At 64.3% G+C, this 24,922-nt stretch carries 23 protein-coding genes; 6 read left to right on the top strand and 17 right to left on the bottom strand.

Features of this window, described 5'->3' with window-relative positions; translation table 11 throughout:
* Positions 1 to 225: 225 nt before the first annotated feature.
* The 5 genes from ACI2KK_RS09935 to colR form a co-directional block, all read right to left on the bottom strand.
* Positions 226 to 459, bottom strand: coding sequence for a hypothetical protein (locus ACI2KK_RS09935; RefSeq protein ID WP_217887862.1), 234 nt, complete (start codon positions 457 to 459; stop codon positions 226 to 228).
* Positions 456 to 1,157: a lipopolysaccharide kinase InaA family protein gene (locus ACI2KK_RS09940; protein ID WP_404668807.1), complete on the bottom strand. Its 702-nt coding sequence runs from the start codon at positions 1,155 to 1,157 to the stop codon at positions 456 to 458. The genes ACI2KK_RS09935 and ACI2KK_RS09940 overlap by 4 nt, the downstream gene beginning before the upstream one ends.
* 6 nt (positions 1,158 to 1,163) lie before the next feature.
* Positions 1,164 to 1,844, bottom strand: coding sequence for a class I SAM-dependent methyltransferase (locus ACI2KK_RS09945; protein ID WP_217841938.1), 681 nt, complete (start codon positions 1,842 to 1,844; stop codon positions 1,164 to 1,166).
* Between the two features lie 107 nt (positions 1,845 to 1,951).
* A complete protein-coding gene (locus ACI2KK_RS09950; RefSeq protein WP_404668808.1) occupies positions 1,952 to 3,280 on the bottom strand; it encodes a sensor histidine kinase in 1,329 nt (442 codons plus the stop codon).
* The gene (gene colR, locus ACI2KK_RS09955; RefSeq protein WP_028689695.1) at positions 3,270 to 3,953 is read right to left on the bottom strand and encodes a two-component system response regulator ColR; all 684 of its coding nucleotides are present in this window, start codon (positions 3,951 to 3,953) and stop codon (positions 3,270 to 3,272) included. Before colR ends, ACI2KK_RS09950 begins: the two co-directional genes overlap by 11 nt.
* Before the next feature lie 179 nt (positions 3,954 to 4,132).
* On the opposite strand from colR, the gene ACI2KK_RS09960 reads away from it, so the two are divergent.
* Positions 4,133 to 4,861 (top strand): phosphatase PAP2 family protein, encoded by a 729-nt coding sequence (locus ACI2KK_RS09960; RefSeq protein WP_404668809.1) that lies wholly within the window; start codon positions 4,133 to 4,135, stop codon positions 4,859 to 4,861.
* A 155-nt stretch (positions 4,862 to 5,016) separates the two neighbouring features.
* On the opposite strand, the gene groL is transcribed toward ACI2KK_RS09960, so the two are convergent.
* The 5 genes from groL to ACI2KK_RS09985 form a co-directional block, all read right to left on the bottom strand.
* The gene (gene groL, locus ACI2KK_RS09965) at positions 5,017 to 6,657 is read right to left on the bottom strand and encodes a chaperonin GroEL (protein ID WP_217841935.1); all 1,641 of its coding nucleotides are present in this window, start codon (positions 6,655 to 6,657) and stop codon (positions 5,017 to 5,019) included.
* A 48-nt stretch (positions 6,658 to 6,705) separates the two neighbouring features.
* A complete protein-coding gene (locus tag ACI2KK_RS09970) occupies positions 6,706 to 6,999 on the bottom strand; it encodes a co-chaperone GroES (protein WP_009050540.1) in 294 nt (97 codons plus the stop codon).
* 294 nt (positions 7,000 to 7,293) lie between these two features.
* Positions 7,294 to 7,755 (bottom strand): FxsA family protein, encoded by a 462-nt coding sequence (locus ACI2KK_RS09975; protein WP_404668810.1) that lies wholly within the window; start codon positions 7,753 to 7,755, stop codon positions 7,294 to 7,296.
* 66 nt (positions 7,756 to 7,821) lie between these two features.
* Positions 7,822 to 8,553: a HugZ family protein gene (locus ACI2KK_RS09980; RefSeq protein ID WP_404668811.1), complete on the bottom strand. Its 732-nt coding sequence runs from the start codon at positions 8,551 to 8,553 to the stop codon at positions 7,822 to 7,824.
* A 245-nt stretch (positions 8,554 to 8,798) separates the two neighbouring features.
* Positions 8,799 to 9,806, bottom strand: a complete 1,008-nt coding sequence (locus tag ACI2KK_RS09985; RefSeq protein WP_404668812.1) for a DUF481 domain-containing protein — start codon at positions 9,804 to 9,806, stop codon at positions 8,799 to 8,801.
* Between the two features lie 153 nt (positions 9,807 to 9,959).
* Here ACI2KK_RS09985 and ACI2KK_RS09990 point away from each other — a divergent pair, with 153 nt between their 5' ends.
* A complete protein-coding gene (locus ACI2KK_RS09990) occupies positions 9,960 to 10,313 on the top strand; it encodes an MGMT family protein (protein WP_404668813.1) in 354 nt (117 codons plus the stop codon).
* 43 nt (positions 10,314 to 10,356) lie between these two features.
* Entirely contained in the window at positions 10,357 to 11,904 is a 1,548-nt protein-coding gene (locus ACI2KK_RS09995) for an AmpG family muropeptide MFS transporter (RefSeq protein ID WP_404668814.1), read from the top strand.
* 131 nt (positions 11,905 to 12,035) lie between these two features.
* On the opposite strand, the gene ACI2KK_RS10000 is transcribed toward ACI2KK_RS09995, so the two are convergent.
* The 3 genes from ACI2KK_RS10000 to ACI2KK_RS10010 all read right to left on the bottom strand — a co-directional run bounded on the left by ACI2KK_RS10000 (position 12,036) and on the right by ACI2KK_RS10010 (position 14,919).
* Positions 12,036 to 13,274 carry an MFS transporter gene (locus ACI2KK_RS10000; RefSeq protein WP_404668815.1) on the bottom strand — a complete coding sequence of 413 codons (1,239 nt, stop codon included), beginning with the start codon at positions 13,272 to 13,274 and terminating at the stop codon, positions 12,036 to 12,038.
* A 224-nt stretch (positions 13,275 to 13,498) separates the two neighbouring features.
* Positions 13,499 to 14,341, bottom strand: coding sequence for a mechanosensitive ion channel family protein (locus tag ACI2KK_RS10005; RefSeq protein ID WP_404668816.1), 843 nt, complete (start codon positions 14,339 to 14,341; stop codon positions 13,499 to 13,501).
* Between the two features lie 92 nt (positions 14,342 to 14,433).
* A complete protein-coding gene (locus ACI2KK_RS10010; RefSeq protein WP_217841927.1) occupies positions 14,434 to 14,919 on the bottom strand; it encodes a YajQ family cyclic di-GMP-binding protein in 486 nt (161 codons plus the stop codon).
* A 103-nt stretch (positions 14,920 to 15,022) separates the two neighbouring features.
* Here ACI2KK_RS10010 and ACI2KK_RS10015 point away from each other — a divergent pair, with 103 nt between their 5' ends.
* The 3 genes from ACI2KK_RS10015 to ACI2KK_RS10025 are packed head-to-tail and all read left to right on the top strand — an operon-like array spanning position 15,023 to position 18,558.
* Positions 15,023 to 15,940: a putative 2-dehydropantoate 2-reductase gene (locus ACI2KK_RS10015; RefSeq protein ID WP_404668817.1), complete on the top strand. Its 918-nt coding sequence runs from the start codon at positions 15,023 to 15,025 to the stop codon at positions 15,938 to 15,940.
* A gap of 34 nt (positions 15,941 to 15,974) precedes the next feature.
* Complete coding sequence (locus ACI2KK_RS10020; RefSeq protein ID WP_404668818.1) at positions 15,975 to 17,990, top strand: ATP-binding protein; 2,016 nt, start codon at positions 15,975 to 15,977, stop codon at positions 17,988 to 17,990.
* Position 17,991: 1 nt separating this feature from the next.
* The gene (locus tag ACI2KK_RS10025; protein ID WP_404668819.1) at positions 17,992 to 18,558 is read left to right on the top strand and encodes a cob(I)yrinic acid a,c-diamide adenosyltransferase; all 567 of its coding nucleotides are present in this window, start codon (positions 17,992 to 17,994) and stop codon (positions 18,556 to 18,558) included.
* Positions 18,559 to 18,779: 221 nt separating this feature from the next.
* Here the strand turns inward: ACI2KK_RS10025 and ACI2KK_RS10030 are convergent, their stop codons facing one another.
* From ACI2KK_RS10030 to secA, 4 genes are all read right to left on the bottom strand, one after another.
* A complete protein-coding gene (locus ACI2KK_RS10030) occupies positions 18,780 to 19,724 on the bottom strand; it encodes a Nudix family hydrolase (protein ID WP_404668820.1) in 945 nt (314 codons plus the stop codon).
* On the bottom strand, positions 19,721 to 20,353 hold the full coding sequence (locus tag ACI2KK_RS10035) for a glutathione S-transferase family protein (protein WP_404668821.1): 633 nt from the start codon (positions 20,351 to 20,353) through the stop codon (positions 19,721 to 19,723). Before ACI2KK_RS10035 ends, ACI2KK_RS10030 begins: the two co-directional genes overlap by 4 nt.
* Before the next feature lie 156 nt (positions 20,354 to 20,509).
* Entirely contained in the window at positions 20,510 to 21,727 is a 1,218-nt protein-coding gene (argJ, locus tag ACI2KK_RS10040) for a bifunctional glutamate N-acetyltransferase/amino-acid acetyltransferase ArgJ (protein WP_404668822.1), read from the bottom strand.
* Positions 21,728 to 21,893: 166 nt separating this feature from the next.
* On the bottom strand, positions 21,894 to 24,629 hold the full coding sequence (gene secA / locus ACI2KK_RS10045; RefSeq protein ID WP_217887846.1) for a preprotein translocase subunit SecA: 2,736 nt from the start codon (positions 24,627 to 24,629) through the stop codon (positions 21,894 to 21,896).
* Positions 24,630 to 24,922: the final 293 nt, after the last annotated feature.

Consider the following 24,922-nt stretch of genomic DNA (forward strand, 5'->3'; position numbering starts at 1 on the left):
CCGGATGAATGGAGCGAGGATTTTTTGGTGACTTTTTGATCCTTCAAAAAGTTACCCGCCGTAAGGGCGGAAAGGTGAATAAGCGTCACTACAAATAATGAATGCGCATACAACTTTCAAAACCAACAAACCAACAAACCAACAAACAACGAAACCCCAAAAACACAAACGCCAGAAGCCCGAATCAAACCCAAGCCCCTGGCGCCCAACCAGCAGAAAACCCAATCAGCCAAACGGCCGCAACCCCTGCCTCATCCCAAACAAAAACAACAAAATATCGTGATCAGGCTCAACCCGCGCCTGCTGCTCAACCCTGGCCACCCGCGGCAACGGGCAAGCGCCAGCAACCTCCCCCTGGCTGAACACATTCATTCTCGGCTGCTCCCAGGCCGCAAAGGCCACCGTCGTGACGCCTAACGCCGCGACCAGAAACAAACCTCGAGCGATTTCTAGTTTCATTGCTCTAACCCTTTGACAGCGCTGCCAAACGCCATCTGGTAAAAGTAGAGCAAGCTTTGCCACTGCGCATCATCGAACGACGAGTGGCGGCGCAACTGACGCAAGTCGTTATAAGCCGCCCGCTGGCAACTGATGCGCCGACGGCATTTCTCCAGGTCCAGCAAGGCCACCTCGACCCGCGCCTGCTCGCCCTCGCCCAGCACCTTGACGAACACATGCTTGCCGTACAGGCAGCCATGCTGCCAATGCCCCAGGTGCATGCGCGCAAGGTTGTCCGCCAGGTCCTTGAGCATGCGCTCGTGCACCATCTGCGGGTAACGCTCCCGGGCGCCTTCGGCAAACCAGGTATCGAGGTCGACGAAACCGTCCAGCGCCTCGCTCACCAGCAAGGCATGCCACTGGTGATCGTCAGTGCGCTCGGCGCCGGCAAAGACGATGCGCGGCACCCGTACGCCAAGCTGTTCGAAGCTGTTCAACGCGTCCAGTTCGCGCAGCACGGTGGGCCGCCCGAAGGGGTGCAGCAGGCTGCGGTATATGTGACCAACCTGGCGCTTGGCGTACAGCAGTTGGCCACTGGCGTCGCACAGGCGCTGCACGCCGCTCTCGCCGCCACGGCGCTGGTTGGGCTCCTCGACCCACTCCCCCTGCTGCTGCCAGTAGAACTCGAACTGTTCGGACCGTCTCTGGGTTACCGCCATCCGTCTTTACCCCTTACGCAATACGTAAACACGCCACATGGCATAGAACGGCAGGAAGTCCAGACGTTCCTGAATTCTGAAACCGGCTGCCACAAATTCTTCTTCAACTGTTTCAGCGGGTAACACAAAGCGGTTCTGATAACTGCCCTGCTCGCTTTTGGCGCTGCGTCGCGCTTCCAGCTTGCGCCGCCGCCAAGCCTTGAAGTTACCGTCCACCCACAGCGACACGATCACACTGTCACGGCTAACCCGTTGAAATTCTGAAAGAATTTTCTGGCGGTGAGCGGCGTCGCCAATGTGGTGGAACAGGCGCATGCAGAAGATGCTGTCCACGGCGTTGTCGGGCAGGTCGATGGCGAAGGCAGATGTTTGCAAAGGGCGTACCCGCGCCACCACTTCTGGCGGTTGTGCCGCACAGGCTGTCTCGATCATCGCGGCGGAGTTGTCGGCGCCGATGATCACGCGGTTGGGCTTTTCGGCCAGCAGCGGCCAGAAACGGCCAGCGCCGCACGGCAGGTCGAGCACCAAACCCGGCTCGCCGGCGAGCATCAGGGCACGCCGGGCCAGTTGTTCATCGCGCTTGTGAGACAGGCGTCGGGCCAGGCCATCCTGGTGCTTGAGGAAGTACTCCCGGGCATGATCGCGGTCGTACTTTTCGGAAAATTCGAGTTTGATGGGGCTACGCATGAGCATCTCCTGACTCCAAGTGCGCCCACCTTAGTCAGGCAGGCGTTGGAATCAGGTCATGCCAATGTGAAAAATCCGTCACACGATGCGAAGGATGTTACAGAACGTTAATCAGCTTCCGACAACGTGCTGCCGTTTTCACCCTCCAGAAACGCCCCGTTGCTGCGGGTCAGGCTGACCTGAAAACGGCAACCATGGGGCAAGGTGGTGGTCAGGGTGACCTGCCAGCCCTGGTCGTCGCAGATCCGCTGCACCAGCGACAAGCCCAGCCCCAAGCCTTCGCCACGGCGCTCATCGCCACGCACGAAGGGCCGGAACATCGCCTCGCGCTGCTCCTCGGGAATGCCCACACCGCTGTCCTCGACGCTGAAACCATCACTCTGCAGGCTCAGGCGGATATAGCCGCTGTCGGTGTAGTGGGCGGCGTTGCGCAGCAGGTTGCCCATCACCGATTGCAGGAAGGTGGCGTTGTACAGCACCGGGCTGGCACTGACGCGGCCGTCGTAGTACAGCGCCAGGCCCTTCTGCTCGATGGTGTCACGCCAAACGCCGGTAAGGTCGTCGGCCACCTCGCGCAGGGTCGCCTGTGACGCCACCGCCCCCTCGTCGCGCTGGGCGCGGGCCAGCATCAGGAAGGTCTTGACCAGCTCGCGCATTTCTTCGGTGGCCCGGGCAATGCGCTCCACCTGGCTGCGCGAGCGGGTGTCGAGGTTGGGGTTCTCGATCAACAGCTCGCAGGAGGTGGCCAGCACCATCAAGGGCGTGCGCAGCTCGTGGCTGACGTCGCTGGTGAACAGCCGCTCACGGGTCAGGGCATCGCGCAGGCGGCCCAGGGTGTCGTCGAAGGCCACTGCCAGCTGGCCCACTTCGTCCGCCGCGTAGTCCGGCGCCAGCGGCGGCGCCAGGCCCAGCAGCTGGTCGCGGTGGCGTACCTGGCGGGCCAGGCGGATCACCGGCGCCATCACCCGCCGTGCCAGCAACCAGCCCAGCAGCGTCGCCAGGGCCAGGCTGAGCACGAAGCCCACCACCACCACGGCGAACAGCACCCGCTCGCGCTCCTCGAAATCGCTTTGGTCCTGCAGCAGCACGTAGCGGCGCCCGTCGACGATCTCGACCATGGCGTGGTACGACAGCTGGTCGCGGAACACCTCGTGAAAGCCCGGGTCGAGGTGGCGCAGATCGCGCGGCATCTCGAACTCGTCGCGCCCGCCACTGAAATAGAACAGCTGGTCGGGGCGCGGGCGGTGGCTCCAGTCGCTGACGCTGTCCATGCGCAGCAGGCGCTGCAAGTCGCCGCCGAGCACCGACGAAATCAACCGCTCCTCGACCAGGTGCACTGTGGCAACGATGCCGAAGGCGAAGGCCCCGGCCACCAGTGCGCTCATCAGCGCGAAGGCGATGATGATGCGCTGGGCAAGGCTTTGCTTAAACTCCATCGCGGCCCTCGGCGAGGCGATAGCCGACGCCATGGACGGTATGCAGCAGCGGTTTGTCGAACGGTTTGTCGATCACCTGGCGCAACTGGTGCACATGGCTGCGCAGGCTGTCGCTGTCGGGGCAGTCGTCGCCCCACAGGGCCTCTTCCAGCACTTCGCGGCGCAGCACGTGGGGGCTTTTCTGCATCAATACCGCCAGCAGCTTGAGGCCGACCGGGTTGAGCTTGAGCAGGCGGCCCTGGCGGGTCACCTCGAGGGTGTCGAGGTCGTAGCTCAGGTCTGCCACTTGCAGGGTGCGGCGCCCGCCGCCCTGGGCCCGGCGCAGCACCGCTTCGATGCGCGCGGCAAGCTCGGACAGGGCGAACGGCTTGAGCAGGTAGTCGTCGGCGCCGGAACGGAAGCCCTGCAGGCGGTCGTCCAACTGGTCGCGGGCAGTGAGCATGATCACCGGGGTGTCGCGCCGGGCGTCTTCGCGCAGGCGCTTGCACAGCGTGTAGCCGTCGATCCCCGGCAGCATGATGTCGAGCACGATCAGGTCGTAGTGTTCGGTGGCGGCCAGGTGCAGGCCCGACAGGCCATCCTGGGCGCAATCGACGGTGTAGCCTTTCATGCCGAGGTAGTCGGCCAGATTGGCAAGGATATCGCGGTTGTCTTCAACCAAAAGAATGCGCATCGGGGTCTCCTGTGCGGCCCTTCGCGGGGCGCGGCAGGCGCAGCTTAAGGCCATTGCCTGCACTGTGCCAGCCCTTGGGAAATTTCGCCGCGGTTGACGGATTTTTCACTGATCCTTCACGGACACAGGATAGCGGCAGGCTGACAATGCCCGGTCTTTTTCCGCACCGTGGAGTCACCATGCCCGAAGCCATCCGCCCTCGCCCGCTCAATCTCTGGCTCTGCCTGGGCATCCCGTTCGCCACCATCGTCGCTCTGCTGCTGCTCGAGCTGACCTCGCTGGACATGAACATCGCCGACCTGTTCTTCGACCAGACGGCCGGGCAATTCATCGGCCGCCACAGCTACCTGCTGGAGAACATCCTGCATGACCGGGTCAAGCAGGGGGTGATCCTGTTCAGCCTGCTGGCGGTGGCCGGGTATATCGCCAGCTTCTTCTGGAGCAAGCTGGTCAGCTGGCGCCGCGAGCTGGGCTGCCTGGTGCTGGCACTGGGGCTTTCGACCGCGTTCGTCACCCCGCTCAAGCAACTGACCCAGGTGCAGTGCCCGTGGAGCCTGACCCAGTTCGGCGGCAAGGAAACCTACAGCAAGCTGCTCGAGCCACGCCCGCCCACCGACAAGCCGGGCCTGTGCTGGCCGGGCGGCCATGCGGCCACCGGGTTCTGCCTGTTCGCGCTGTTCTTCGCCCTGCGTGACCGCAAGCCACGCCTGGCCAAGGCGGCGCTGGGGCTGGCGTTCGTTGCAGGTTCGGTATTGGGGTTGGGCAGGATGATGCAGGGCGCGCACTTCTTGTCGCACAACATCTGGACGGCGGTGTTCTGCTGGTTGATCGGGCTGGGGTGCTATTACCTGGTGCTGTATCGCCGGGGGGTGGCGCAAGCGCCAGCCGCCGAGCGCAGCGTTGCCTGATTCGCGGGTAAACCCGCTCCCACAGGCTCGGCGTTACCCTCAAGAGCGGCGCAATACCTGTGGGAGCGGGTTCACCCGCGAAGAGGCCCGAACAGGCAATGAAAAAGCCCCGCACTAGGCGGGGCTTCTTGTTACAGCTTGGGGGTAAGGCTGGCTTACATCATGCCGCCCATGCCACCCATGCCGCCCATGTCTGGCATGCCGCCAGCTGGCTTGTCTTCCGGCAGGTCGGCAACCATGGCTTCGGTGGTGATCATCAGACCGCCGATCGAAGCTGCAGCTTGCAGGGCCGAGCGGGTGACCTTGGCTGGGTCCAGGATGCCCATCTCGATCATGTCGCCGTATTCGCCGGTAGCGGCGTTGTAGCCGTAGTTGCCCGAACCTTGCTTGACCTTGTCGGCAACAACGCTTGGCTCGTCGCCGGCGTTGGCAGTGATCTGGCGCAGCGGGGCTTCTACTGCGCGGCGCAGCAGGGCGATACCGACGTTCTGGTCTTCGTTGTCGCCTTTGAGGTCAACGATGGCAGCCAGGGCGCGAACCAGGGCCACACCACCGCCAGGCACCACGCCTTCTTCGACGGCTGCGCGGGTAGCGTGCAGGGCGTCTTCAACGCGGGCTTTCTTCTCTTTCATTTCAACTTCGGTGCCGGCACCGACCTTGATCACGGCAACACCGCCAGCCAGCTTGGCCAGGCGCTCTTGCAGCTTCTCACGGTCGTAGTCCGAGGAAGTCTCTTCGATCTGGGCACGGATCTGCTTGACGCGTGCTTCGATGTCGGCGTCAACGCCAGCACCGTCGATGATGGTGGTGTTTTCCTTGGACAGGATGACGCGCTTGGCGTTACCCAGGTGCTCCAGGGTAGCGGTTTCCAGGGACAGGCCGATTTCTTCGGAGATGACCTGGCCGCCGGTCAGGACGGCGATGTCCTGCAGCATGGCCTTGCGGCGATCGCCAAAGCCCGGGGCCTTGACCGCAGCAACCTTGACGATGCCGCGCATGTTGTTGACCACCAGAGTCGCCAGGGCTTCGCCTTCGACGTCTTCGGCAACGATCAGCAGCGGACGGCCGGCCTTGGCGACGGCTTCCAGAACTGGCAGCAGCTCACGGATGTTGGAGATCTTCTTGTCGACCAGCAGCAGCAGCGGGCCTTCCAGCTCGGCAACCATGGTGTCCGGCTTGTTGACGAAGTACGGCGACAGGTAGCCGCGGTCGAACTGCATGCCTTCTACGACGGACAGTTCGTTTTCCAGGCCCGAGCCTTCTTCGACGGTGATCACGCCTTCTTTACCGACTTTTTCCATGGCTTCGGCGATGATTTCACCGATGGAGTTGTCGGAGTTGGCGGAGATGGTGCCTACCTGGGCGATGGCCTTGGAGTCGGCGCATGGCTTGGACAGGTTTTTCAGCTCGGCGACGACGGCGGCGGTGGCCTTGTCGATACCGCGCTTCAGATCCATCGGGTTCATGCCGGCAGCGACGGCTTTCAGGCCTTCGTTGACGATGGCCTGGGCCAGGACGGTCGCGGTGGTGGTGCCGTCACCGGCAGCGTCGTTGGCCTTGGAAGCAACTTCCTTGACCAGCTGGGCGCCCATGTTTTCGAAGGCGTCTTTCAGTTCGATTTCTTTGGCGACGGAAACGCCGTCCTTGGTGATGGTCGGCGCGCCGAAGCTCTTGGCCAGGACCACGTTGCGGCCTTTCGGGCCGAGGGTCGCTTTGACGGCGTCAGCCAGTACGTTTACACCAACCAGCATTTTCTTGCGGGCGGAATCGCCGAATTTTACGTCTTTAGCAGCCATGATCGTTTAATCCTTGGAATTCTTTGGAGTAACGGGAAGTCGGGGAAATCAGCCTTCGATAACGGCGAGGATTTCGTTCTCGGCCATGACCAGCAGGTCTTCGCCATCGACTTTCACGGTGTTGCTGCCCGAGTAAGGGCCGAAAACCACTTTGTCACCGACTTTAACGGCCAGTGCGCGCACTTCGCCGTTGTCCAGGATGCGACCGGTGCCGACGGCGACGATTTCACCGCGGTTTGGCTTTTCAGCGGCCGAACCTGGCAGGACGATACCGCCAGCGGTTTTCGATTCTTCTTCGCTGCGACGGATGACGACGCGGTCATGCAGAGGACGAAGCTTCATTGTCGATCTCTCCCAAATTGTGGTTTTCATCGGCCGGTATCGACACCGGCGGGTTGATTCGGTCCGGCGTTGCCGGGAGTGGCCCGCCTGGAGCGAACCACCTGTGTAATGACTGGTGCAAACACCAGAAACCTTGCGGTGACCACATACATGAGGCCGGGAGTTTCGATTACAAGGCTTGTTGCAGAAAATTTTTCATAAGCTGTGAAAATGCATCGTGGGGGCGGGCTTGCCACGCGATCAGGGCGACTGGCCCCATCGCGGGGCAAGCCTGCTCCCACCCATGACCACGCCTTACTTGTCGCGGCGCTCGTACTCGCCCTCGATCACGTTCGGGCGGTGGCCGCCGTCACGCGGCTGGGCCTGGAACGGGTCGTCCTGGAACGCACGCTGGCGCATGGCCTGCTGCTCGGCGCGCTGACGCAGCTTGCTGGCCACCAGGCGGCGGCTGAACGGCAGCAGGCACAGCAGGCCGATCACGTCGCTGATGAAACCCGGGATCAGCAGCAGGCCGCCGGCGACCGCCAGCATCAGGCCCTGGAACATGTCCTCGGCGGGCAGCTCGCCACGCTGCAGGCTCTCGCGGGCACGCAGGGCGGTGGCAAGGCCTGCCACGCGCATCACCAGCAGGCCCAGGGCGGAGCCGGCGATGATCAGCAGCAGCGCCGGAAAGAAACCGATGGCCCCGGCGACCTTGACGAACACGAACAGCTCGAGCACGGGGAAAACCAGGAACAGCAATAGAAAGGCGCGCATCAACAATTCCTCTACGGAAGAAAATCTTCCTGTAAGACCCTCAGATGGATGCGCGCCGCGCTTTTTTCAACCCTCGGCCGCCAGCGCAACCGGCCACTGATCGGCGCGGGCCAGCAGTACCAAGGCTTCGCGCACTTGTGTCGGGTTATTACAGGTTTGCGGGAAGGCCAGCCAGTACACGCTCTGGCCGATACGCAGGTGCATGCCTTCGCTGTCGATGCCGACCAGCTCGGCCGGGGCCGTGCGCGGCAGGCCGGTGAGTTCGACGTAGTGAGCGATGGCGTTGGCATGGTCGCTGTTCATGTGCTCGATCATGCTGGCCTCGGCCTTGCCGGCGAACGGGTTGGCCAACGTCACCTGGTCGAGCCAGTGGATGGCACCGAAGCCGCCGATGTAGCGGTGGCGCACCGGTTGCAGCACCCAGAAGTCGAAGTCGTGGGCCTTGTGGTAGTTGGCCGACTCGGGGAAGTAGCGGTAGTAGCGCGCCGCAGCCGCCTCGATGGCGGCTTCGTCGGTGAGCTTGCGGGCTTCGGCCATGAGCGTCAGGCGGCCCACCGCTTGTACGTCCTCGGCGTCGCGCTCACCCACCAGCAGCGAGCACTTGGGGTCTTTTTGCAGGTTGTGGGTGTGCTGGGCAATGCGGCTGATGAGGATCACCGGGTGGCCCTCGGCGTCCAGGCAGTAGGGCACCACCGAACCGAACGGGTAGCCGGGCATGGACTTGGAGTGGGTCGACAGCACGCCGCGGAATTCCTTGAGCAGCAGTTCCCGGGCGGGGCGAAGGGCGTTGGTACTCACGGCAAGAACCTCAAATAAGAATCAGCTGCAAGTTATACGCTACAAGCCCCAAAGGCCGCTACGCGGCCAATCGCCTGCAAGCCGGCACAGGGTTTGTTGAGGTGCTGTAGGAGCGGCCTTGTGTCGCGAAAGGGCTGCGCAGCAGCCCCAGCAATCTTGCATGATGCCGATATCCTGGGGCCGCTGCGCAGCCCTTTCCGACCGGTCCGGCGCCCCGGCAAGGCCGCTCCTACAGCGATGGCGGTTTACCAGGTCACGCCGAAGCCTGCGGTGTAGCGGGTCTTGTCCAGATCGCTGTCGCTGGTGCCCCTGATCAGGTCCTTCTCGGCCTTGAGGTTCAGCGAGGCCCATTCGGTAACCTTGTAGCGCAGGCCCATTTCGGCATCCAGGGTGTAGTCGGCGACGCCGCCGAACGGTTTGCCGACCTCACCGTTGGTGAAGAACTCGACTTTCTTGCCGATCAGGTAGCGGTTGTAGTCCCACTTCACCGACGCCGAATAGAAGTTATCCTTGCCGCCGTCGCGGTACTCGAAGTCGCTGCGGTTGATCAGCGAGCTCAGCGAGAACGCACCCAGCTCGTCATCCCAGAACTGGTAACCCGGGCCGGTACCCACGGTGCGCTGGCGAGCCAGGTCTTCGATCTGGTCGCGCTTGTACTCTGCCCGGCCCTGCCAGAACCACTTCTCGGTGATGAAGCGGTCCAGGGCGTACTCGGCGCTCCAGTTGTTGGTGGTGGTGACGTCGTCCTTGCTCTCGCGGTTGTACTCACCCTCGGCGTTGTGCCGCCAGCGGCCGTGGCGAGCGGTGGTCTTGAAGCTGACGTCGTAGTCGTCGGTGTCGTTCTCGGCGCGCTTGTAGTCCATCGCCACGTCGACGTTGCCCTTCCACATCAGGTCCTCGACCACCGGGCGCGGCTTCATGATCTGCTCGATGCTGGCCAAATCGACGGTCTTGGGTGCCTCGCCGTTGGCTAGCGTGACCTTGCCGGGTTCGGCCGCTTTCAGCGACTTGGCCTTCTCGCCGCTGTAGGCGTCCTGCTTGACCAGCAGCTCCTGGTCGCTTTCCAGGGTTTGCACCTGCTTCCAGTCCAGGGCTATGGAGCCGCCGTAGGGGGTTTCGAGCAGCAGCTTGCCGCCGTCGAACACCTTGATCTTGCCGCTCAAGCGGTCGCCGTTCTTCATCCAGACGGTATCAGCCAAGGCCGGGGTGCAAAGGGTGGCAGCGATGAGGCACAGCAGGGTTTTTGAATACATAAGCAGACTATGGAATCGATTCGATGAAAAAAGCCGGGCATTATCCGGATACCCCGACCCTGAGCAACGACAGACCCAGCCCATGCCGATGAGTTCCGCTCTCATTCACCAGCGCCGCCTGTCCGGTTTCATCCACAGGCCAGGAATGCTCTGATGTCCGCCCTCACTCCCCCACCGCCGGAAGATGCCGAAGCCCGACGGATGGCGCTGTATTCGGTGCTGGGCCAGGTGCCCGAAGGCAAGGTGGTCAGCTATGGCCAACTGGCCGAACTGGCCGGCCTTGGCCGCGCTGCGCGCTGGGTCGGGCGCACCCTCGGGCAGTTACCCCACGACACTCGCCTGCCCTGGCACCGGGTGCTGGGTGCCGGCGGGCGCCTGAGCCTGGCGCTGGGCACGCCGTCCGGCGACGAACAGCGCGCGCGGCTGCGCGCAGAGGGCGTGAATGTAGCCAATAATCGTGTGGATATGGCGCGCCATGGCTGGCGCCCGATGGAGCACAGCGGTTAGAGTGCGCGCTTTGTTTTCGCAAACTTGAGGCAGATGTTGGCCCATGCCCCGTAAAACCTGGCGCGCTGCGCTCGCTGCCTATGCCAGCCCGTCAACCTTGGTGTTGTTGTTGCTCGGCTTTGCCGCCGGCTTGCCCTACATGCTGGTGTTCTCCACGCTTTCGGTCTGGTTGCGCGAGGCAGGCGTTGCCCGCGAAACCATCGGCTACGCCAGCCTGATCGGCCTGGCGTACGCGTTCAAGTGGGTGTGGTCGCCGCTGCTCGACCAATGGCGCCTGCCGCTGCTCGGCGGCATGGGCCGGCGCCGCTCGTGGCTGCTGCTTTCACAGATTCTGGTGGTAGTGGGCCTGCTGGGCATGGGCTTTTGCGATCCGCAAAAGCACCTGTCGTGGCTGATTGCCCTGGCGGTGCTGGTGGCCTTCGCCTCGGCCACCCAGGACATCGCCGTCGACGCCTACCGCCTGGAAATCGCCGACGACCAACGCCAGGCCGCCCTGGCCGCCAGCTACATGGCCGGCTACCGGGTTGCCGCGCTGCTGGCCACCGCCGGTGCGCTGTTCTTCGCCGAATGGTTCGGCTCTACCGGTTTCAGCTACCTGCACAAGGCCTGGGCCAGCACCTACGTGCTGTTCGGCGTGCTGATGCTGCCGGCGCTGTTCACCACCCTGGTGATGCGCGAACCACCGGTGCCGCTGCGCACGCAATTGTCGGCAGCACGCTACGGGCTGATGCACCAGATGGCTTCGGTGTTCGTGCTGATCATCCTGCTGGTGTCGGTACCGGCCAGCTTCACCCAGATGTTCAACACCGGCTGGTCAACCGTGGTTTCCGGTGAGGCCACGCCGCTGGACCTGCTGCTCGAAGACCGCGCCTTCCTGCGCCTGATCCTCTACGTGCTGCTGACCTGGGCCTGCCTGTCGAGCCTCGGCCGCCGCGGCCTGGCGCCAGTGCTCACGCCGATCAACGACTTCATCGCCCGCTACCGCTGGCAGGCCCTGCTGTTGCTCGGGCTGATCGCCACCTACCGCATGTCCGACACGGTCATGGGGGTGATGGCCAACGTGTTCTACATCGACATGGGCTTCACCAAGGACCAGATCGCCAGCGTCAGCAAGATCTTCGGCCTGATCATGACCCTGGTCGGCGCCGGTGCCGGCGGCCTGCTGATCGTGCGCTTCGGCATCCTGCCGATCCTGTTCATCGGTGGCCTGGCCTCGGCCGCGACCAATATCCTGTTCGTGATGCTGGCCGACATGGGGCCGAACCTGGAAATGCTGGTGGTGACCATCTCGCTGGACAACTTCAGTTCAGGCATGGCTACGTCGGCGTTCGTCGCCTACCTGTCGAGCCTGACCAACCTGAAGTTCTCGGCCACCCAATACGCCCTGCTGAGCTCGATCATGCTGCTGTTGCCGCGCTTGATCGGCGGCTATTCGGGGGTGATGGTGGAGAAATTCGGCTACCACAACTTCTTCATGATCACCGCCCTGCTGGGCGTGCCGACGCTGATCCTGATCGCCCTGCATTGGCGCCAGGAAGCCGGGCGCGGCAAGCCTGCGCCGGTTGCTGATTCGGCCACCGAACAGCCCTGAGCAAATGCTTCATCCTGCACCGGCCCCTTCGCGGGCAAGCCCGCTCCCACAGGTTATCTGCTTGTTTTGACACAGCGCAGTACCTGTGGGAGCGGGCTTGCCCGCGAAAGGGCCGGTGCAGGTGAAAATGATTACTGCACCACAGCCCCAGGCCGTCCACCCACCACGAACCACAGCGGCCACAACGCCAGGGCCCCGGCGATACCTGCACCCAGGGCAAAGTGCAGCAGGCTCGCCCCCGCACCCAGCATCGCCAGCACCGCGCCGCCCAAACCCAACAGCGCGATGGTGATCATGCCCAGCATGGCCGACACCAGCCCCTTGCTCTGATCGCTGGCAAACAACGTCATGCGGTACAGCACTGCGTTAGCCACCCCCAGCCCCAGCGCGTACAGCGACATGCCGGCCACCACGCTGGTTACCGTCGGCCACAGCCAGGTTGCCAGCACCATCAGGCACAGGCCTGCCAGGTACGGCGCCAGCGCGCCCCGCACCAGCGCCGGCAACGGGTAGCGGTCGGCGATGCGGTTGATGATCAAGTTGCCGAGGATCAGCCCGCCGAACACCGGCAGCTGCCACAGGGCGTATTCCATGGTGCTCAGGCCCTCGTCGTGAATCAGCAGCACCGGCGACAGGCCGATCCAGCCGATCAGCGGCAGCCCCACCAGCCCCAGCGCCGCACTGCCGGCGACGAACTTGCGGTTGGCCAGCAGTTGGCCGTAGCCGGCCAGCAGCGGCAGCAGGTGGATGGGCGTGAACGCCAGGCGCGAGCCATCGCGGCGCTCAACCCCCAAGGTCTCGGGCATCAGGTGGTACAGCAGCAGCCAGCAGGCCACCGCGCCCACGGCAAAGGCAACGAACAGCCAGCGCCAGTCCAGCCACTGCAGCATCAGGGTGCCCACCAGCGGGCCGAGCAGCGGCGACAGCAGCGCGATATTGGCCAGCAAGGCCATCATGCGCACCGCGTCGGCTTCGCTGAACGCCTCGTTGAGCGCCGGGTAGCTGACCGTCACCACAAAGCCCAGGCCAATGCCCTGCAGCAGGCGCAGCACGTTGAACAGGCCGATATCGTGCACCCAGAAGGTCGCCAGGCAAGCGCCGCCGAAAAACACGCAACCGGTCAGCAGCAGCGGGCGCCTGCCATAACGGTCGGCCAGCGGGCCGATCAGCCACTGCAGCACCACCCCGCCCAGCAGGTACAGGTTGAGCGCGTGGGGGATGAATTCGGGGCTGGCCTTCAGGTCGTCGACCACCACCGGCATGGCCGGCATGACCGCGTCGCTGGCCAGGTACGTGAGCAGCTCGAACAGCGCCAGAGTGAGGCCGAATAGCAAGGCGCGCAGGGGGGTGATGTACAGCAGTGGTTTCATGGTGGCGATCAGGTGCAGGCAGGTGGGGGCAGGTTATATGCCAGAAATGATGGGGGCTTGCTGTGAACAAGTGTAAGGGGATGAAAAAGCCGGGGCCGCTGCGCAGCCCTTCGCGGGCAAGCCCGCTCCCACAGGGTTTGCACAAGCCTTCAAGCCTGCCGCTTTCCTGTGGGAGCGGGCTTGCCCGCGAAGGGCCACGCAGCGGCCCCGGCCTTGGCAAGGCGTTACTGCGCGGCCGTCTCCTGCACCACGCGGATCACCCGCTGCGGAAAGGGAATGTCGATACCCTCGGCCTTGAGCCGGTCGCGGGCATGCTCGTTGAGCATGAACATCACATCCCAGTAGTCCGAGGTCTTGGTCCACAGGCGCAGCGACACGGTGATCGAGCTGTCGCCCAGTGTGGCCACCACTGCCTGCGGCGCCGGGTCCGCCAATACCCGAGGGTCTTTGGCCAGCTCCAGCAGTACGTTGCGCGCCTTCTGCAGGTCGGCCTCGTAGTCCACGCCTACATCGAACACCACCTTGCGCGTCGGCTGGCGGTTGGTGTTGGTGATGATGCCGTTGGACAGGCTGCCGTTGGGCATGATCACTGTCTTGTTGTCGCCGGTGCGCAGCACGGTGTGGAAGATCTGGATGCTGTCCACGGTGCCGCTCACGCCCTGCGCCTCGATCCAGTCACCGATGCGGAACGGGCGGAACATCAAGATCAGCACGCCGCCGGCGAAGTTCGCCAGGCTACCCTGCAGCGCCAGGCCGATGGCCAGGCCCGCAGCACCGATGGCGGCGACGAACGAGGTGGTCTCGATGCCGATCATCGACGCCACGCTGACGAACAGCAGGATCTTCAGCACGATGTTGGCCAGGGTGCTGATGAAGCCCTGCAGGGCCACGTCGGTGTTGCGCATGCTCACCAGCTTGCCCAGGTGCGCACTCAGCCGGTTGACGACCCACCAGCCGATGGCCAGGGTCAGCAGTGCCAGCAGCACCCGGCTGCCGTACTCCATGATCAGCGGAATCCAGGTTTGCGACTGGCGTACCAGCTGGTCGACCTCTGCGTTCAAATCCATGTTCATCTCCTGAAACCGGGCCGCCTGGAACTCAGCGGCCCCGAACCCACATGGACATCATTGCGCCACCTGGGTTCAAGGTGTTGCTTTTATCAGTCGCGGAAGTTGTTGAACTGCAGCGGCATGTCGAACTCCTTGGTGCGCAGCAGGGCAATGGCTTCCTGCAGGTCGTCGCGCTTCTTGCCGGTGACCCGTACCTGCTCGCCCTGGATGGCGGCCTGCACCTTCAGCTTGCCATCCTTGATGGTGGCGACGATCTTCTTGGCCAGGTCCTTGTCGATACCCTCGCGGAACTTGGCTTCCTGCTTTTTCTCTTTACCCGAGGCGTACGGGTCCTGGGTTTCCAGGCACTTGACGTCGATCTTGCGCTTGACCAGCGCCAGGCGCAGGATCTCCAGCATGGCTTCGAGCTGGAACTCCTCCTCGGCGGTCAGCAGCACGGTCTGCTCCTTGTCCTTGAACTCGAAGGTGCCCTTGCCCTTGAGGTCGTAGCGGCGGTCGAGGTCCTTGATGGCGTTGTCGACGGCGTTCTGCACTTCGTGCTTGTCCAGTTCCGATACCACGTCGAACGAAGGCATGGGGTGTTCTCCATAAAATGAACGCGCGCTCGGCCTGAAGATGGAGCGCGTCTGCGTTGGATGGTTAAAATGCGGGCTCATTATAACGGGTTGCGAAACGCAGATGAGCAGCACCTGGCATATTCTCGGCGCCGGTAGCCTCGGCAGCCTCTGGGCCTGCCGCCTGGCCCGTACCGGCAAGGCGGTGCGCCTGATCCTGCGCGACGACCGGCGCCTGGCCGACTATCAGGCGGCAGGCCGGCTGACCCTGGTCGAGCAGGCGCACACCCGCCATTTCGCGATTCCTGCCGAAACCGCCGGCGCCGCCGGCCCCATCCATCGCCTGCTGGTCGCCTGCAAGGCCTACGACGCTGCCCCCGCCGTAAAGCAGTTGCTGCCCCGGCTGGCCCCGGGCGCCGAGCTGGTGCTGCTGCAAAACGGCCTGGGCAGCCAGGACGAGGTGGCCGACGTTGCGCCCCACGCCCGCTGCATCTTCGCCTCCAGCACCGAAGGCGCGTTCCGCGAAGACGACTGGCAGGTGCGCTTTGCCGGCCACGGTTTCAACTGGCTGGGCGACCCGGCCAACCCTGCCCTGCCCGCCTGGTTCGACGACCTGCACGATGCCGGCATCCCGGCACAGTGGAGCCTGGACATCCTCACCCGCCTGTGGCGCAAGCTGGCGCTGAACTGCGCGATCAACCCGCTGACCGTGCTGCATGGCTGCCAGAACGGCGGCCTGCTGGGGCACTTGGGCGAGGTCGAGGCGCTGGGCGCCGAGCTTGCCGAACTGCTGCAACGTTGCGGCCAGCAGGAGGCTGCTCTGGACCTGGACGAAGAAATACAGCGGGTGATCCTCGCCACCGCCGCCAACTACTCTTCCATGTACCAGGACGTGCGTGCCGGCCGGCGCACCGAGATCCACTACCTGCTCGGCCACGCCTGCCGCGCCGCCGCCCGCCATGGCGTGGCGGTGCCTGGGCTTGAACAGTTGCACCAACGCCTGGTCGATAGCCTGACGGCGCGCGGCCTGCCAAGCGCCTGAGCCCCTTTCAACGGACACGGAAGCTGCCTTGCCCATGACCCTGCGCCAACGCCTGGAAAACCTCCCGGTCGGGCAAAAACTGCTGGCAGCCCTGCTGGTGCTGCTGGTGACCATTTTGCTGGTGGCCAACCTGGCCTTCATCAGCGCCGCCTACTGGATCACCCAGGAGAGCATGGCGCCCCAGGCCCTGCAGACCATCGGCAAGCTGGTGTCCAACCCGCAGCTGTCGGCCCGCGCCGGCGACAACCCGGACACCGCCACGGCGCTGCTCAACGAGCTGGACAGCTACTCGCCGCTGCGCGCCGCAGCCCTGTACGGCAGCGACGGGCGCATGCTGGCGCAGTTGCAACATGGCGAGCCGCTGGCCCTGCCCAAGCGCTTTCGCAATATCGATGGCTGGCGGCTCATGGAGTTTCGCAGTACCCAGCTGATTCGCCTGCCCCGCGAAGGCAGCCCGCCCGCGCACCTTCTGCTGGTGGCCAGCAGCGAGCTGCCCACGGCGTTCTACACCGGCACCCTGTCGGCCAGCCTGGCCATCCTGGTGTTCAGCATCGTGCTGTGGATGCTCATCGCCCGGCAGATCAAGCGCCTGATCACCCTGCCGATCAACCGTCTGGAGGAGCTCACCCGCCAGGTCACCCGCGAGGAGAGCTACGCCCTGCGTGCCCAGCGCGGCAACGACGACGAAATCGGCAGCCTGGCCCAGGCGTTCAACACCATGCTGTCGCGCATCGAGGCCCGCGAACAGCAACTCAAGCGCACCCGCGACGAGTTCCAGAGCGCCTACGACCAGGCCCAGGGCCTGGCTGAAGAAACCCGCCACACCAACCGCAAGCTGGAGCTGGAAGTCCAGGTGCGCAGCAAGATCGAAAAAAAGCTCACCGGCTTTCAGAACTACCTCAACAGCATCATCGACTCGATGCCCTCGGCGCTGATCGCCCTCGACGAGCAGTTGTACGTCACCCAGTGGAACCACGAGGCCACGGTACTCTCCGGCACGCCCCTGGACGAGGCGCTGAACCAGCCGATCTTTCTCGCCTTCGAGCCGCTCAAGCCGTTTTTGCCGCAGCTCAAGGAGAGCGTCGAGAAGCACCGGGTGGCGAAGATCGAACGGGTCACCTGGCCCAAAGGCGACGACGCCCGCCACTACGCCCTGACCTTCTACCCGCTGACCGGCGGCGGTGGGCGCGGGGTGGTGATCCGTATCGACGACATCACCCAGCGCCTGTCGCTGGAAGAAATGATGGTGCAGTCGGAAAAGATGCTCTCGGTCGGCGGCCTGGCCGCAGGCATGGCGCATGAGATCAACAACCCGCTGGGGGCGATATTGCACAACGTGCAGAACATCCGCCGGCGCCTGTCGCCGGAGCTGCCACGCAACCAGGAGCAGGCCGACGAGCTGGGCATCGACCTGGCTCGCGTCAACCAGTACCTCGGCAGCCGCGAGGTGCCACAGCTGCTGGACGGCATTCAGCAGGCCGGCGCGCGGGCGGCAAAAATCGTCACCCACATGCTCAGCTTCAGCCGCCGCAGCAACCGCCAGCTGGCACCGTGCGAGCTGCCGGCGCTGATCGACCAGGCAGTGGACATCGCCGGCAACGACTTCGACCTGACCATTGGCTTTGACTTCAAAGGCCAGGCCATCGTGCGCCAGTTCGACCCGCAGCTGGGCCCGGTGCCGTGCACCGCCAACGAACTGGAGCAGGTGCTGCTGAACCTGTTGAAGAACGCCGCCCAGGCCATCCACCAGCGCCCGCAACCGAGCGAGCCGGGGCGCATCACCCTGCGCACCCGGCTCAACCCGCCGTGGGCGGAAATCCAGATCGAGGACAACGGCATCGGCATGCCGGAGGCCGTGCGCAAGCGCACCTTCGAGCCGTTCTTCACCACCAAGGAGATCGGCCAGGGCACAGGGCTTGGGCTTTCGGTGTCGTACTTCATCATCACCAACAACCACAAAGGGCAGATGGAGGTGCACTCCACCCCCGGCCAGGGCACCTGCTTCACCCTGCGCCTGCCCCTGGGCCCGCCGGCCCGCACGGAGACCTGACATGGGCAACCGCCTGACGAAAATCTACACCCGCACCGGCGACAAGGGCGAAACCGGCCTGGGCGATGGCCGCCGCGTGCCCAAGGACCACCCGCGCGTCGAGGCCATGGGCGAGGTGGACACCCTCAACAGCCAGCTCGGGGTGTTGCTGGCCGGGCTGGCCGAGGCTGGTATCAGCGAGGTGAGCGAAGTGCTTGCGCCATGCCAGCACCGACTGTTCGACCTTGGCGGCGAGCTGGCCATGCCCAGTTACCAGGCGTTGAATGCGCAGGAGGTCGAGCGCCTGGAACGGGCCATCGATGTGTGGAACGAGGAGCTGGGGCCGCTGAAGAACTTCATCCTGCCCGGCGGTTCGGCGCTGGTGGCCCAGGCCCATGTGTGCCGCAGCGGGGCGCGGGCGGCGGAGCGCCGGTGCCAGCAGTTGAATGCGGTCGAGCCGCTGGAGGGGGTTGGCCTGGCTTACATCAACCGGCTGTCGGACCTGCTGTTCGTGGCCGCCAGGATCATCGGGCGGCGGCAGGGGGTGGATGAGGTGTTGTGGCAGGCGGCCGCTCGGCCTGAAGGCTGAAATTGCAATCGCCGGCAAGCCGGCTCCTACAGGTACGGCACTGATTTGAAGCTCATGCAATCCCTGTGGGAGCGGCTTTAGCCGCGAAGCAGGCGCCGCGTTAGATGGCACCGGCTTCGCCGGTGTTCGCGGCTAAAGCCGCTCCCACAGAATCTTCGTTAAATCAACGAGTTGTGATTTGTTCCATAGGAGCCGGCTTGCCGGCGATTCATACAGGCGAATCAAACTTCGGGCCAGAACGCCCGAATACCTGCCACACCCTGCGCCCCGGCCTGCCAGGCCTGCTCGCGCTCACCCGGGCCGACCCCACCCAGCAGGTACACCGGCTGCTTGACCGTGGCGATCAACCGCTGCGCCTCATCCCACCCCAGCGGCACGGCCTCGGGGTGGGTCTGGGTGGCCTGCACCGGCGACAAGGTGACGAAATCCACGCCCATCTGCTCGGCCAGCGCCAGCTCCTCGGCGCTGTGGCAGGATGCTGCCAACCAGCGCTCTTTCGGGAACGGCCGGCCCTTGGCCGCGTACTTGCGCAATTGCGCGGCAGTCAGGTGCCAGCCGGCGGCGGGGAAGTCCCCCAACCATTCCAGCGGGCCCTTGAGCATCAGTTGCGCCTTGCCGGCGCACAGGCCCACCGCGTCCACCGCCACATCGCGGTACTTGGGGTCATACATGTCCGGCGCGCGCAGCTGGATCAAACGAATGCCATTGGCCACGGCCTTCTGGATGCCCTTGAGCATCTGCGGCACTTCCAGCCCGTCGGGGGTGATCAGGTACTGGTCGGGCAGGCGCGCGGCGGCAACGATCGGCTTGTTGGCCTCGGGGAACTCGTACTGGCCCAGGTCGCGCGGCGCCACCCAGGCCAGGGGCTGGCCTTCGGCGCCATGGGGCTCGCCGGTGAAGGCATCGACCTCACGCACATCCAGCAACACCTGCTTGTCCGGGTAGTCATGGCTGACCTTGATCAGCGGGCGCGAGCGGCTGACCTCGATGCCCAGTTCCTCGCGCAGTTCACGGGCCAGCGCCGCCTCGACGCCCTCGCCGTCCTCCACCTTGCCGCCGGGGAACTCCCACAGGCCACCCTGGTGCTGGGTGTCGGCGCGGCGGGCAATGAGAATGCGCCCATCGGCGCCGCGAATGACCGCTGCTACAACATGAATCCGTTTCACCCTTCACGCTCCGCGAGGCCAGCTTGCTGCCAGGCCTGGAAGGCCGGCCACTGGTAGATGGTTTCGATATAGGCCGCCGCCTCTGCCGGCACTGCCACGCGGTAAGTGCGCAGGCGCACCGCCACCGGGGCGAAGAAGGCGTCGGCAAGCGTCGCCCGGCCGAACAGGAACGGGCCGTTATCCTTGGCCAGCAGGCGGCATTCGGCCCACAGCGCAACGATGCGGTCGATGTCCACCTGCACGTCCAGGGGGATGCTTTCCAGCGCCTGGTCGCGGGACAGGTCGAACGGCATGGCGCCGCGCAGGGCGAAGAAGCCGCTGTGCATCTGCGCGCACGCAGAGCGAGCCTGGGCCCGGGCTGCCACGTCTTGCGGCCACAGTTGCGCGGCAGGGTGTTGTTCGTTGAGGTATTCGGCGATGGCCAGGGAATCGGCGATTACGCCGTGCCCGGTCTTGAGCAATGGCACCTTGCCGGTGGCGGAGAACGCCAGCAGGCGTTGGCGGGTGTCGGGCTGGTTGAGTTTGACCAGGGTTTCATCGTACGCCACGCCGGCCAGCTCGAGGGCCAGGGCGCCGCGTAGCGACCAGGAGGAATACAGCTTGTCGCCGATGATCAGGTGGTAGCTCATGGGTCGGCTCCATTGAGTTGGCAATTGCAATGCCCGATGGCTGCTGCGCAGCCATTCGCGGGCAAGCCCGCTCCCACAGGGACCGCACCGCTGCCACAGGCCATGGATCACCTGTGGGAGCGGGCTTGCCCGCGAAGGGGCCTTCGGATCAATACATCAGGTACGGTATTCGGCGTTGATCTTCACGTACTCGTGGGACAGGTCGGTGGTCCAGATGGTTTCGCTGCATTGGCCACGGCCCAGCTCGATGCGGATGGTGATCTCTTCCTCGGCCATCACCTTGGAGCCTTGCTCTTCGGTGTAGCTCGGGCTGCGGCCGCCTTGGCTTGCGATGCACACGTCACCCAGGAACACGTCGATCAGGCTGACATCCAGCTCGGGCACGCCGGCACGGCCGACGGCGGCAAGGATGCGGCCCCAGTTGGGGTCGGAGGCGAACAGCGCGGTCTTGATCAGCGGCGAGTGGGCCACGGCGTAGCCGACGTCCAGGCACTCCTGGTGATTGGCGCCGCCGTTCACCTGCACGGTGACAAACTTGGTGGCGCCTTCGCCGTCACGCACGATGGCCTGGGCCACTTCCATGCACACTTCGAACACGGCCTGTTTCAGCGCTTCGAACAGCGCGCCGCGGGCTTCGGTGACTTCCGGCAGGTTGGCCTTGCCGGTGGCGATCAGCATGCAGCAGTCGTTGGTCGAGGTGTCGCCGTCGATGGTGATGCGGTTGAACGACTTGTTGGCGCCGTCGAGCATCAGGTCCTTGAGCACAGCAGGTGCGACCTTGGCGTCGGTGGCGATGTAGCCGAGCATGGTGGCCATGTTCGGGCGAATCATGCCGGCGCCCTTGCTGATACCGGTCACGGTGACGGTCACGCCATCGTGCTGGAACTGGCGGCTGGCACCCTTGGGCAGGGTGTCGGTGGTCATGATGCCGGTGGCGGCTTCAGCCCAGTGGTTCTCCGACAGGTTGTCCAGGGCGGCCTGCAGGGCGCCTTCGATCTTCTCGACCGGCAGCGGCTCGCCGATCACGCCGGTGGAAAACGGCAGTACCGATTCGGCCGCTACGCCGGCAAGCTCGGCCAGCTTGGCGCAGGTGCGCTCGGCGGCGGCCAGGCCCGGGGCGCCGGTGCCGGCGTTGGCGTTGCCGGTGTTGGTCAGCAGGTAACGCACGGTGCCCTGCACACGCTGCTTGCTGAGGATCACCGGGGCTGCGCAGAAGGCGTTCAAGGTGAACACGCCGGCCACGCTGGAGCCTTCGGCGCAGCGCATCACCACCACGTCCTTGCGCCCTGGGCGCTTGATGCCGGCCGAGGCGATGCCGAGTTCGAAACCGGGAACCGGGTGCAGGGTGGGCAGGGGACCAAGACCAACAGCCATTAGAGCGCTCCTAGAAATTTTGTGGGAATTGAAGGGGCCGCTTTGCGGCCCTTTCGCGGCACAAGGCCGCTCCTACAGTGTCTGGCGTGGTGCCATGTAGGAGCGGCCTTGTGTCGCGATGGGCTGCAGAGCAGCCCCGGGATCTCAAGCCAGGGGTGAGGTCAGATCACTCGATCTGCCCGTGGCAGTGCTTGAACTTCTTGCCCGAACCACACCAGCACGGCTCGTTGCGGCCCAGCTTCATGTCGTTGCGCACCGGGGCAGAGGCCACGGCGACTTCGGCGCCCTCCTCGGCCAGCTGCTCGCCTTCAAGGCCTGGGGCAGCGGCGTGCTGGAATTGCATGCGGCTGGCCAGCTCTTCGGCTTCGCGGCGCAGGCGGGCTTCTTCTTCGACCGGGTCTTCGCGGCGTACCTGAACGTGCGACAGCACGCGGATGGTGTCGCGCTTGATCGACTCCAGCAGCTCCTGGAACAGGGTGAACGACTCGCGCTTGTACTCCTGCTTCGGGTTCTTCTGGGCATAGCCGCGCAGGTGAATACCGTGGCGCAGGTGGTCCATGGTCGACAGGTGGTCTTTCCACAGGTCGTCCAGCACGCGCAGCAGGATCTGCTTCTCGAAGGTACGCAGGGCGTCGAGGCCGGCCTGGTCTTCCTTCTCGTTGTAGGCGTCGGTGATTTCCTTGAGCAGCTTCTCGCGCAGGGTTTCTTCGTAGAGGTGGTCGTCCTCGTCGAGCCACTGCTGGATCGGCAGTTTCAGGGCGAAATCGCTGGCCAGCGAAGCTTCCAGGCCGGCCACGTCCCACTGCTCGGGCAACGACTGCGGCGGGATGTGCTGGCTGATGGTGGCGTCGAGCACTTCCTGGCGGAACTCGGCGATGGTGTCGCCGATGTTTTCTGCGGCCAGCAGGCTGTTGCGCATGTGGTAGATCACCTTGCGCTGTTCGTTGGCCACGTCGTCGTATTCGAGCAGCTGTTTACGAATGTCGAAGTTGCGGCCTTCGACCTTGCGCTGGGCCTTCTCGATGGCGTTGGTGACCATGCGGTGCTCGATGGCCTCGCCAGACTGCATGCCCAGGGCCTTCATGAAGTTCTTCACCCGGTCAGAGGCGAAGATGCGCATCAGGCTGTCTTCCAGCGACAGGTAGAAGCGGCTGGAGCCGGCATCACCCTGGCGGCCGGCACGGCCACGCAGCTGGTTGTCGATACGCCGCGATTCGTGGCGCTCGGAGGCGATCACGTGCAGGCCACCGGCCTCCAGCACTTGCTGGTGACGCTTCTGCCAGTCGGCCTTGATCTGGGCGATCTGCTCGGCGGTGGGGTTTTCCAGGGCGGCGACTTCGGCCTCCCAGTTACCGCCCAGCAGAATGTCGGTACCACGGCCGGCCATGTTGGTGGCGATGGTCAGCGCGCCCGGAGCACCGGCCTGGGCGATGATCTCGGCTTCTTTTTCGTGGTACTTGGCGTTCAGTACCTTGTGGTCGATACCTTCCTTCTTGAGCAGGTTGGACATGTGCTCGGAAGTTTCGATGGTCGCGGTACCGACCAGCACCGGGCGGCCCTGGCCCATGCTTTCCTTGATGTCGGCGACGATCGCGGCGTACTTCTCTTCGGCGGTCAGGTACACCAGGTCGTTGAAGTCCTTGCGCGCCAGCGGCTTGTTCGGCGGGATCACCATCACGTTGAGGGCGTAGATCGACTGGAACTCGAACGCTTCGGTATCCGCGGTACCGGTCATGCCGGACAGCTTGGTGTACAGGCGGAAGTAGTTCTGGAAGGTGGTCGAAGCCAGGGTCTGGCTCTCGGCCTGGATGTTCAGGTTTTCTTTCGCTTCGATGGCCTGGTGCAGGCCCTCGGACAGGCGACGGCCCGGCATGGTACGGCCGGTGTGCTCGTCGATCAGCAGGATCTGGCCTTCCTGGACGATGTACTCGACGTTGCGGTGGAACAGCTTGTGGGCACGCAGGCCGGCGTAGACGTGGGTCAGCAGGCCGAGGTTGTGCGCCGAGTACAGGCTCTCGCCCTCGGCCAGCAGGCCCGATTGGGTCAGCATGTCTTCGATGAACTGGTGACCGGCCTCGTTGAGCTCGACCTGGCGGCTCTTCTCATCGATGGTGAAGTGGCCTTCTTGCGTGACCTGGCCTTCGACTTCTTCGATGTGTTGGGTGAGGCGCGGGATCAGGCGGTTGATCTCGATGTACAGTTTGCTGCTGTCCTCGGCCTGGCCGGAGATGATCAGCGGGGTACGCGCTTCGTCGATGAGGATGGAGTCGACTTCGTCGATCACGGCGAAGTTCAGCTCACGCTGGAACTTCTCGTCCTGGCTGAACGCCATGTTGTCGCGCAGGTAGTCGAAACCGAATTCGTTGTTGGTGCCGTAGGTGATGTCGGCGGCGTAGGCGGCGCGTTTTTCTTCCGGCGGCTGGAACGCCGAGACGATACCCACGTTCAGGCCGAGGAATTCGTACAGCGGGCGCATCCAGTTGGCGTCGCGGCGGGCCAGGTAGTCGTTGACCGTGACCACGTGCACGCCCTTGCCGGACAGCGCGTTCAGGTATACGGCCAGGGTACCGACCAAGGTCTTGCCTTCACCGGTACGCATTTCTGCGATCATGCCTTCGTGCAAGGTCATGCCGCCGATCAGCTGGACGTCGAAGTGGCGCATGCCCATGACACGCTTGCCGGCCTCACGGGCCACGGCGAAGGCTTCGGGCAACAGCTGGTCGAGGGTTTCGCCTTTGGCCAGGCGCTCTTTGAACTCTGCGGTCTTGCCCCGCAGCTGCTCATCCGAGAGGGCCACCATCTTCTCTTCGAAGGCATTGACGGCACTTACCGTCTTGAGCATGCGCTTGATTTCACGCTCGTTCTTGCTTCCAAAAAGTTTTTTTAACAAAGGCGCAAACATATCGGCAGGATCTTCCACACGTAGGGATGGAGGGCGGCCCCATGAGTCGCCCGTGCAGCCCTTAGGCCGCATGCGAACGAGCATTCTACCCGGAAACGATGGTGAGGAAAGTGGTGGATTTCCACGATGCTGGCACAGCGCTTTTAGGGGGCCTGACTAACATAGGGGCTTTTTCTGCAAGTTCAAGGTGCGTGCGCATGAAACGTATCGAGAATGACTTGCATCAAGTTTCGACCTTGAGGGCCCTATCGCCGGCAAGCCGGCTCCTACAAGGATCGCGTATGCCTTGCCGG

It is taken from the genome of Pseudomonas sp. NPDC089406 (assembly GCF_044900265.1).
Lineage (GTDB): Bacteria > Pseudomonadota > Gammaproteobacteria > Pseudomonadales > Pseudomonadaceae > Aquipseudomonas > Aquipseudomonas fakonensis.

Excerpts from the sequence above, each read along its gene's own strand:
- ACI2KK_RS10000 (WP_404668815.1), bottom strand. The coding sequence starts at position 13,274 with ATGAAACCACTGCTGTACATCACCCCCCTGCGCGCCTTGCTATTCGGC.
- argJ (WP_404668822.1), bottom strand. The coding sequence starts at position 21,727 with ATGGCTGTTGGTCTTGGTCCCCTGCCCACCCTGCACCCGGTTCCCGGT.
- secA (WP_217887846.1), bottom strand. The coding sequence starts at position 24,629 with ATGTTTGCGCCTTTGTTAAAAAAACTTTTTGGAAGCAAGAACGAGCGT.
- ACI2KK_RS09935 (WP_217887862.1), bottom strand. The coding sequence starts at position 459 with ATGAAACTAGAAATCGCTCGAGGTTTGTTTCTGGTCGCGGCGTTAGGC.
- ACI2KK_RS10025 (WP_404668819.1), top strand. The coding sequence starts at position 17,992 with ATGGGCAACCGCCTGACGAAAATCTACACCCGCACCGGCGACAAGGGC.
- ACI2KK_RS09995 (WP_404668814.1), top strand. The coding sequence starts at position 10,357 with ATGCCCCGTAAAACCTGGCGCGCTGCGCTCGCTGCCTATGCCAGCCCG.
- ACI2KK_RS10035 (WP_404668821.1), bottom strand. The coding sequence starts at position 20,353 with ATGAGCTACCACCTGATCATCGGCGACAAGCTGTATTCCTCCTGGTCG.
- ACI2KK_RS09970 (WP_009050540.1), bottom strand. The coding sequence starts at position 6,999 with ATGAAGCTTCGTCCTCTGCATGACCGCGTCGTCATCCGTCGCAGCGAA.
- colR (WP_028689695.1), bottom strand. The coding sequence starts at position 3,953 with ATGCGCATTCTTTTGGTTGAAGACAACCGCGATATCCTTGCCAATCTG.
- ACI2KK_RS09950 (WP_404668808.1), bottom strand. The coding sequence starts at position 3,280 with ATGGAGTTTAAGCAAAGCCTTGCCCAGCGCATCATCATCGCCTTCGCG.
- ACI2KK_RS10010 (WP_217841927.1), bottom strand. The coding sequence starts at position 14,919 with ATGCCTTCGTTCGACGTGGTATCGGAACTGGACAAGCACGAAGTGCAG.
- ACI2KK_RS09960 (WP_404668809.1), top strand. The coding sequence starts at position 4,133 with ATGCCCGAAGCCATCCGCCCTCGCCCGCTCAATCTCTGGCTCTGCCTG.
- ACI2KK_RS09940 (WP_404668807.1), bottom strand. The coding sequence starts at position 1,157 with ATGGCGGTAACCCAGAGACGGTCCGAACAGTTCGAGTTCTACTGGCAG.
- ACI2KK_RS10020 (WP_404668818.1), top strand. The coding sequence starts at position 15,975 with ATGACCCTGCGCCAACGCCTGGAAAACCTCCCGGTCGGGCAAAAACTG.
- ACI2KK_RS10015 (WP_404668817.1), top strand. The coding sequence starts at position 15,023 with ATGAGCAGCACCTGGCATATTCTCGGCGCCGGTAGCCTCGGCAGCCTC.
- ACI2KK_RS09985 (WP_404668812.1), bottom strand. The coding sequence starts at position 9,806 with ATGTATTCAAAAACCCTGCTGTGCCTCATCGCTGCCACCCTTTGCACC.
- ACI2KK_RS10005 (WP_404668816.1), bottom strand. The coding sequence starts at position 14,341 with ATGGATTTGAACGCAGAGGTCGACCAGCTGGTACGCCAGTCGCAAACC.
- ACI2KK_RS09975 (WP_404668810.1), bottom strand. The coding sequence starts at position 7,755 with ATGCGCGCCTTTCTATTGCTGTTCCTGGTTTTCCCCGTGCTCGAGCTG.
- ACI2KK_RS09945 (WP_217841938.1), bottom strand. The coding sequence starts at position 1,844 with ATGCGTAGCCCCATCAAACTCGAATTTTCCGAAAAGTACGACCGCGAT.
- groL (WP_217841935.1), bottom strand. The coding sequence starts at position 6,657 with ATGGCTGCTAAAGACGTAAAATTCGGCGATTCCGCCCGCAAGAAAATG.
- ACI2KK_RS09990 (WP_404668813.1), top strand. The coding sequence starts at position 9,960 with ATGTCCGCCCTCACTCCCCCACCGCCGGAAGATGCCGAAGCCCGACGG.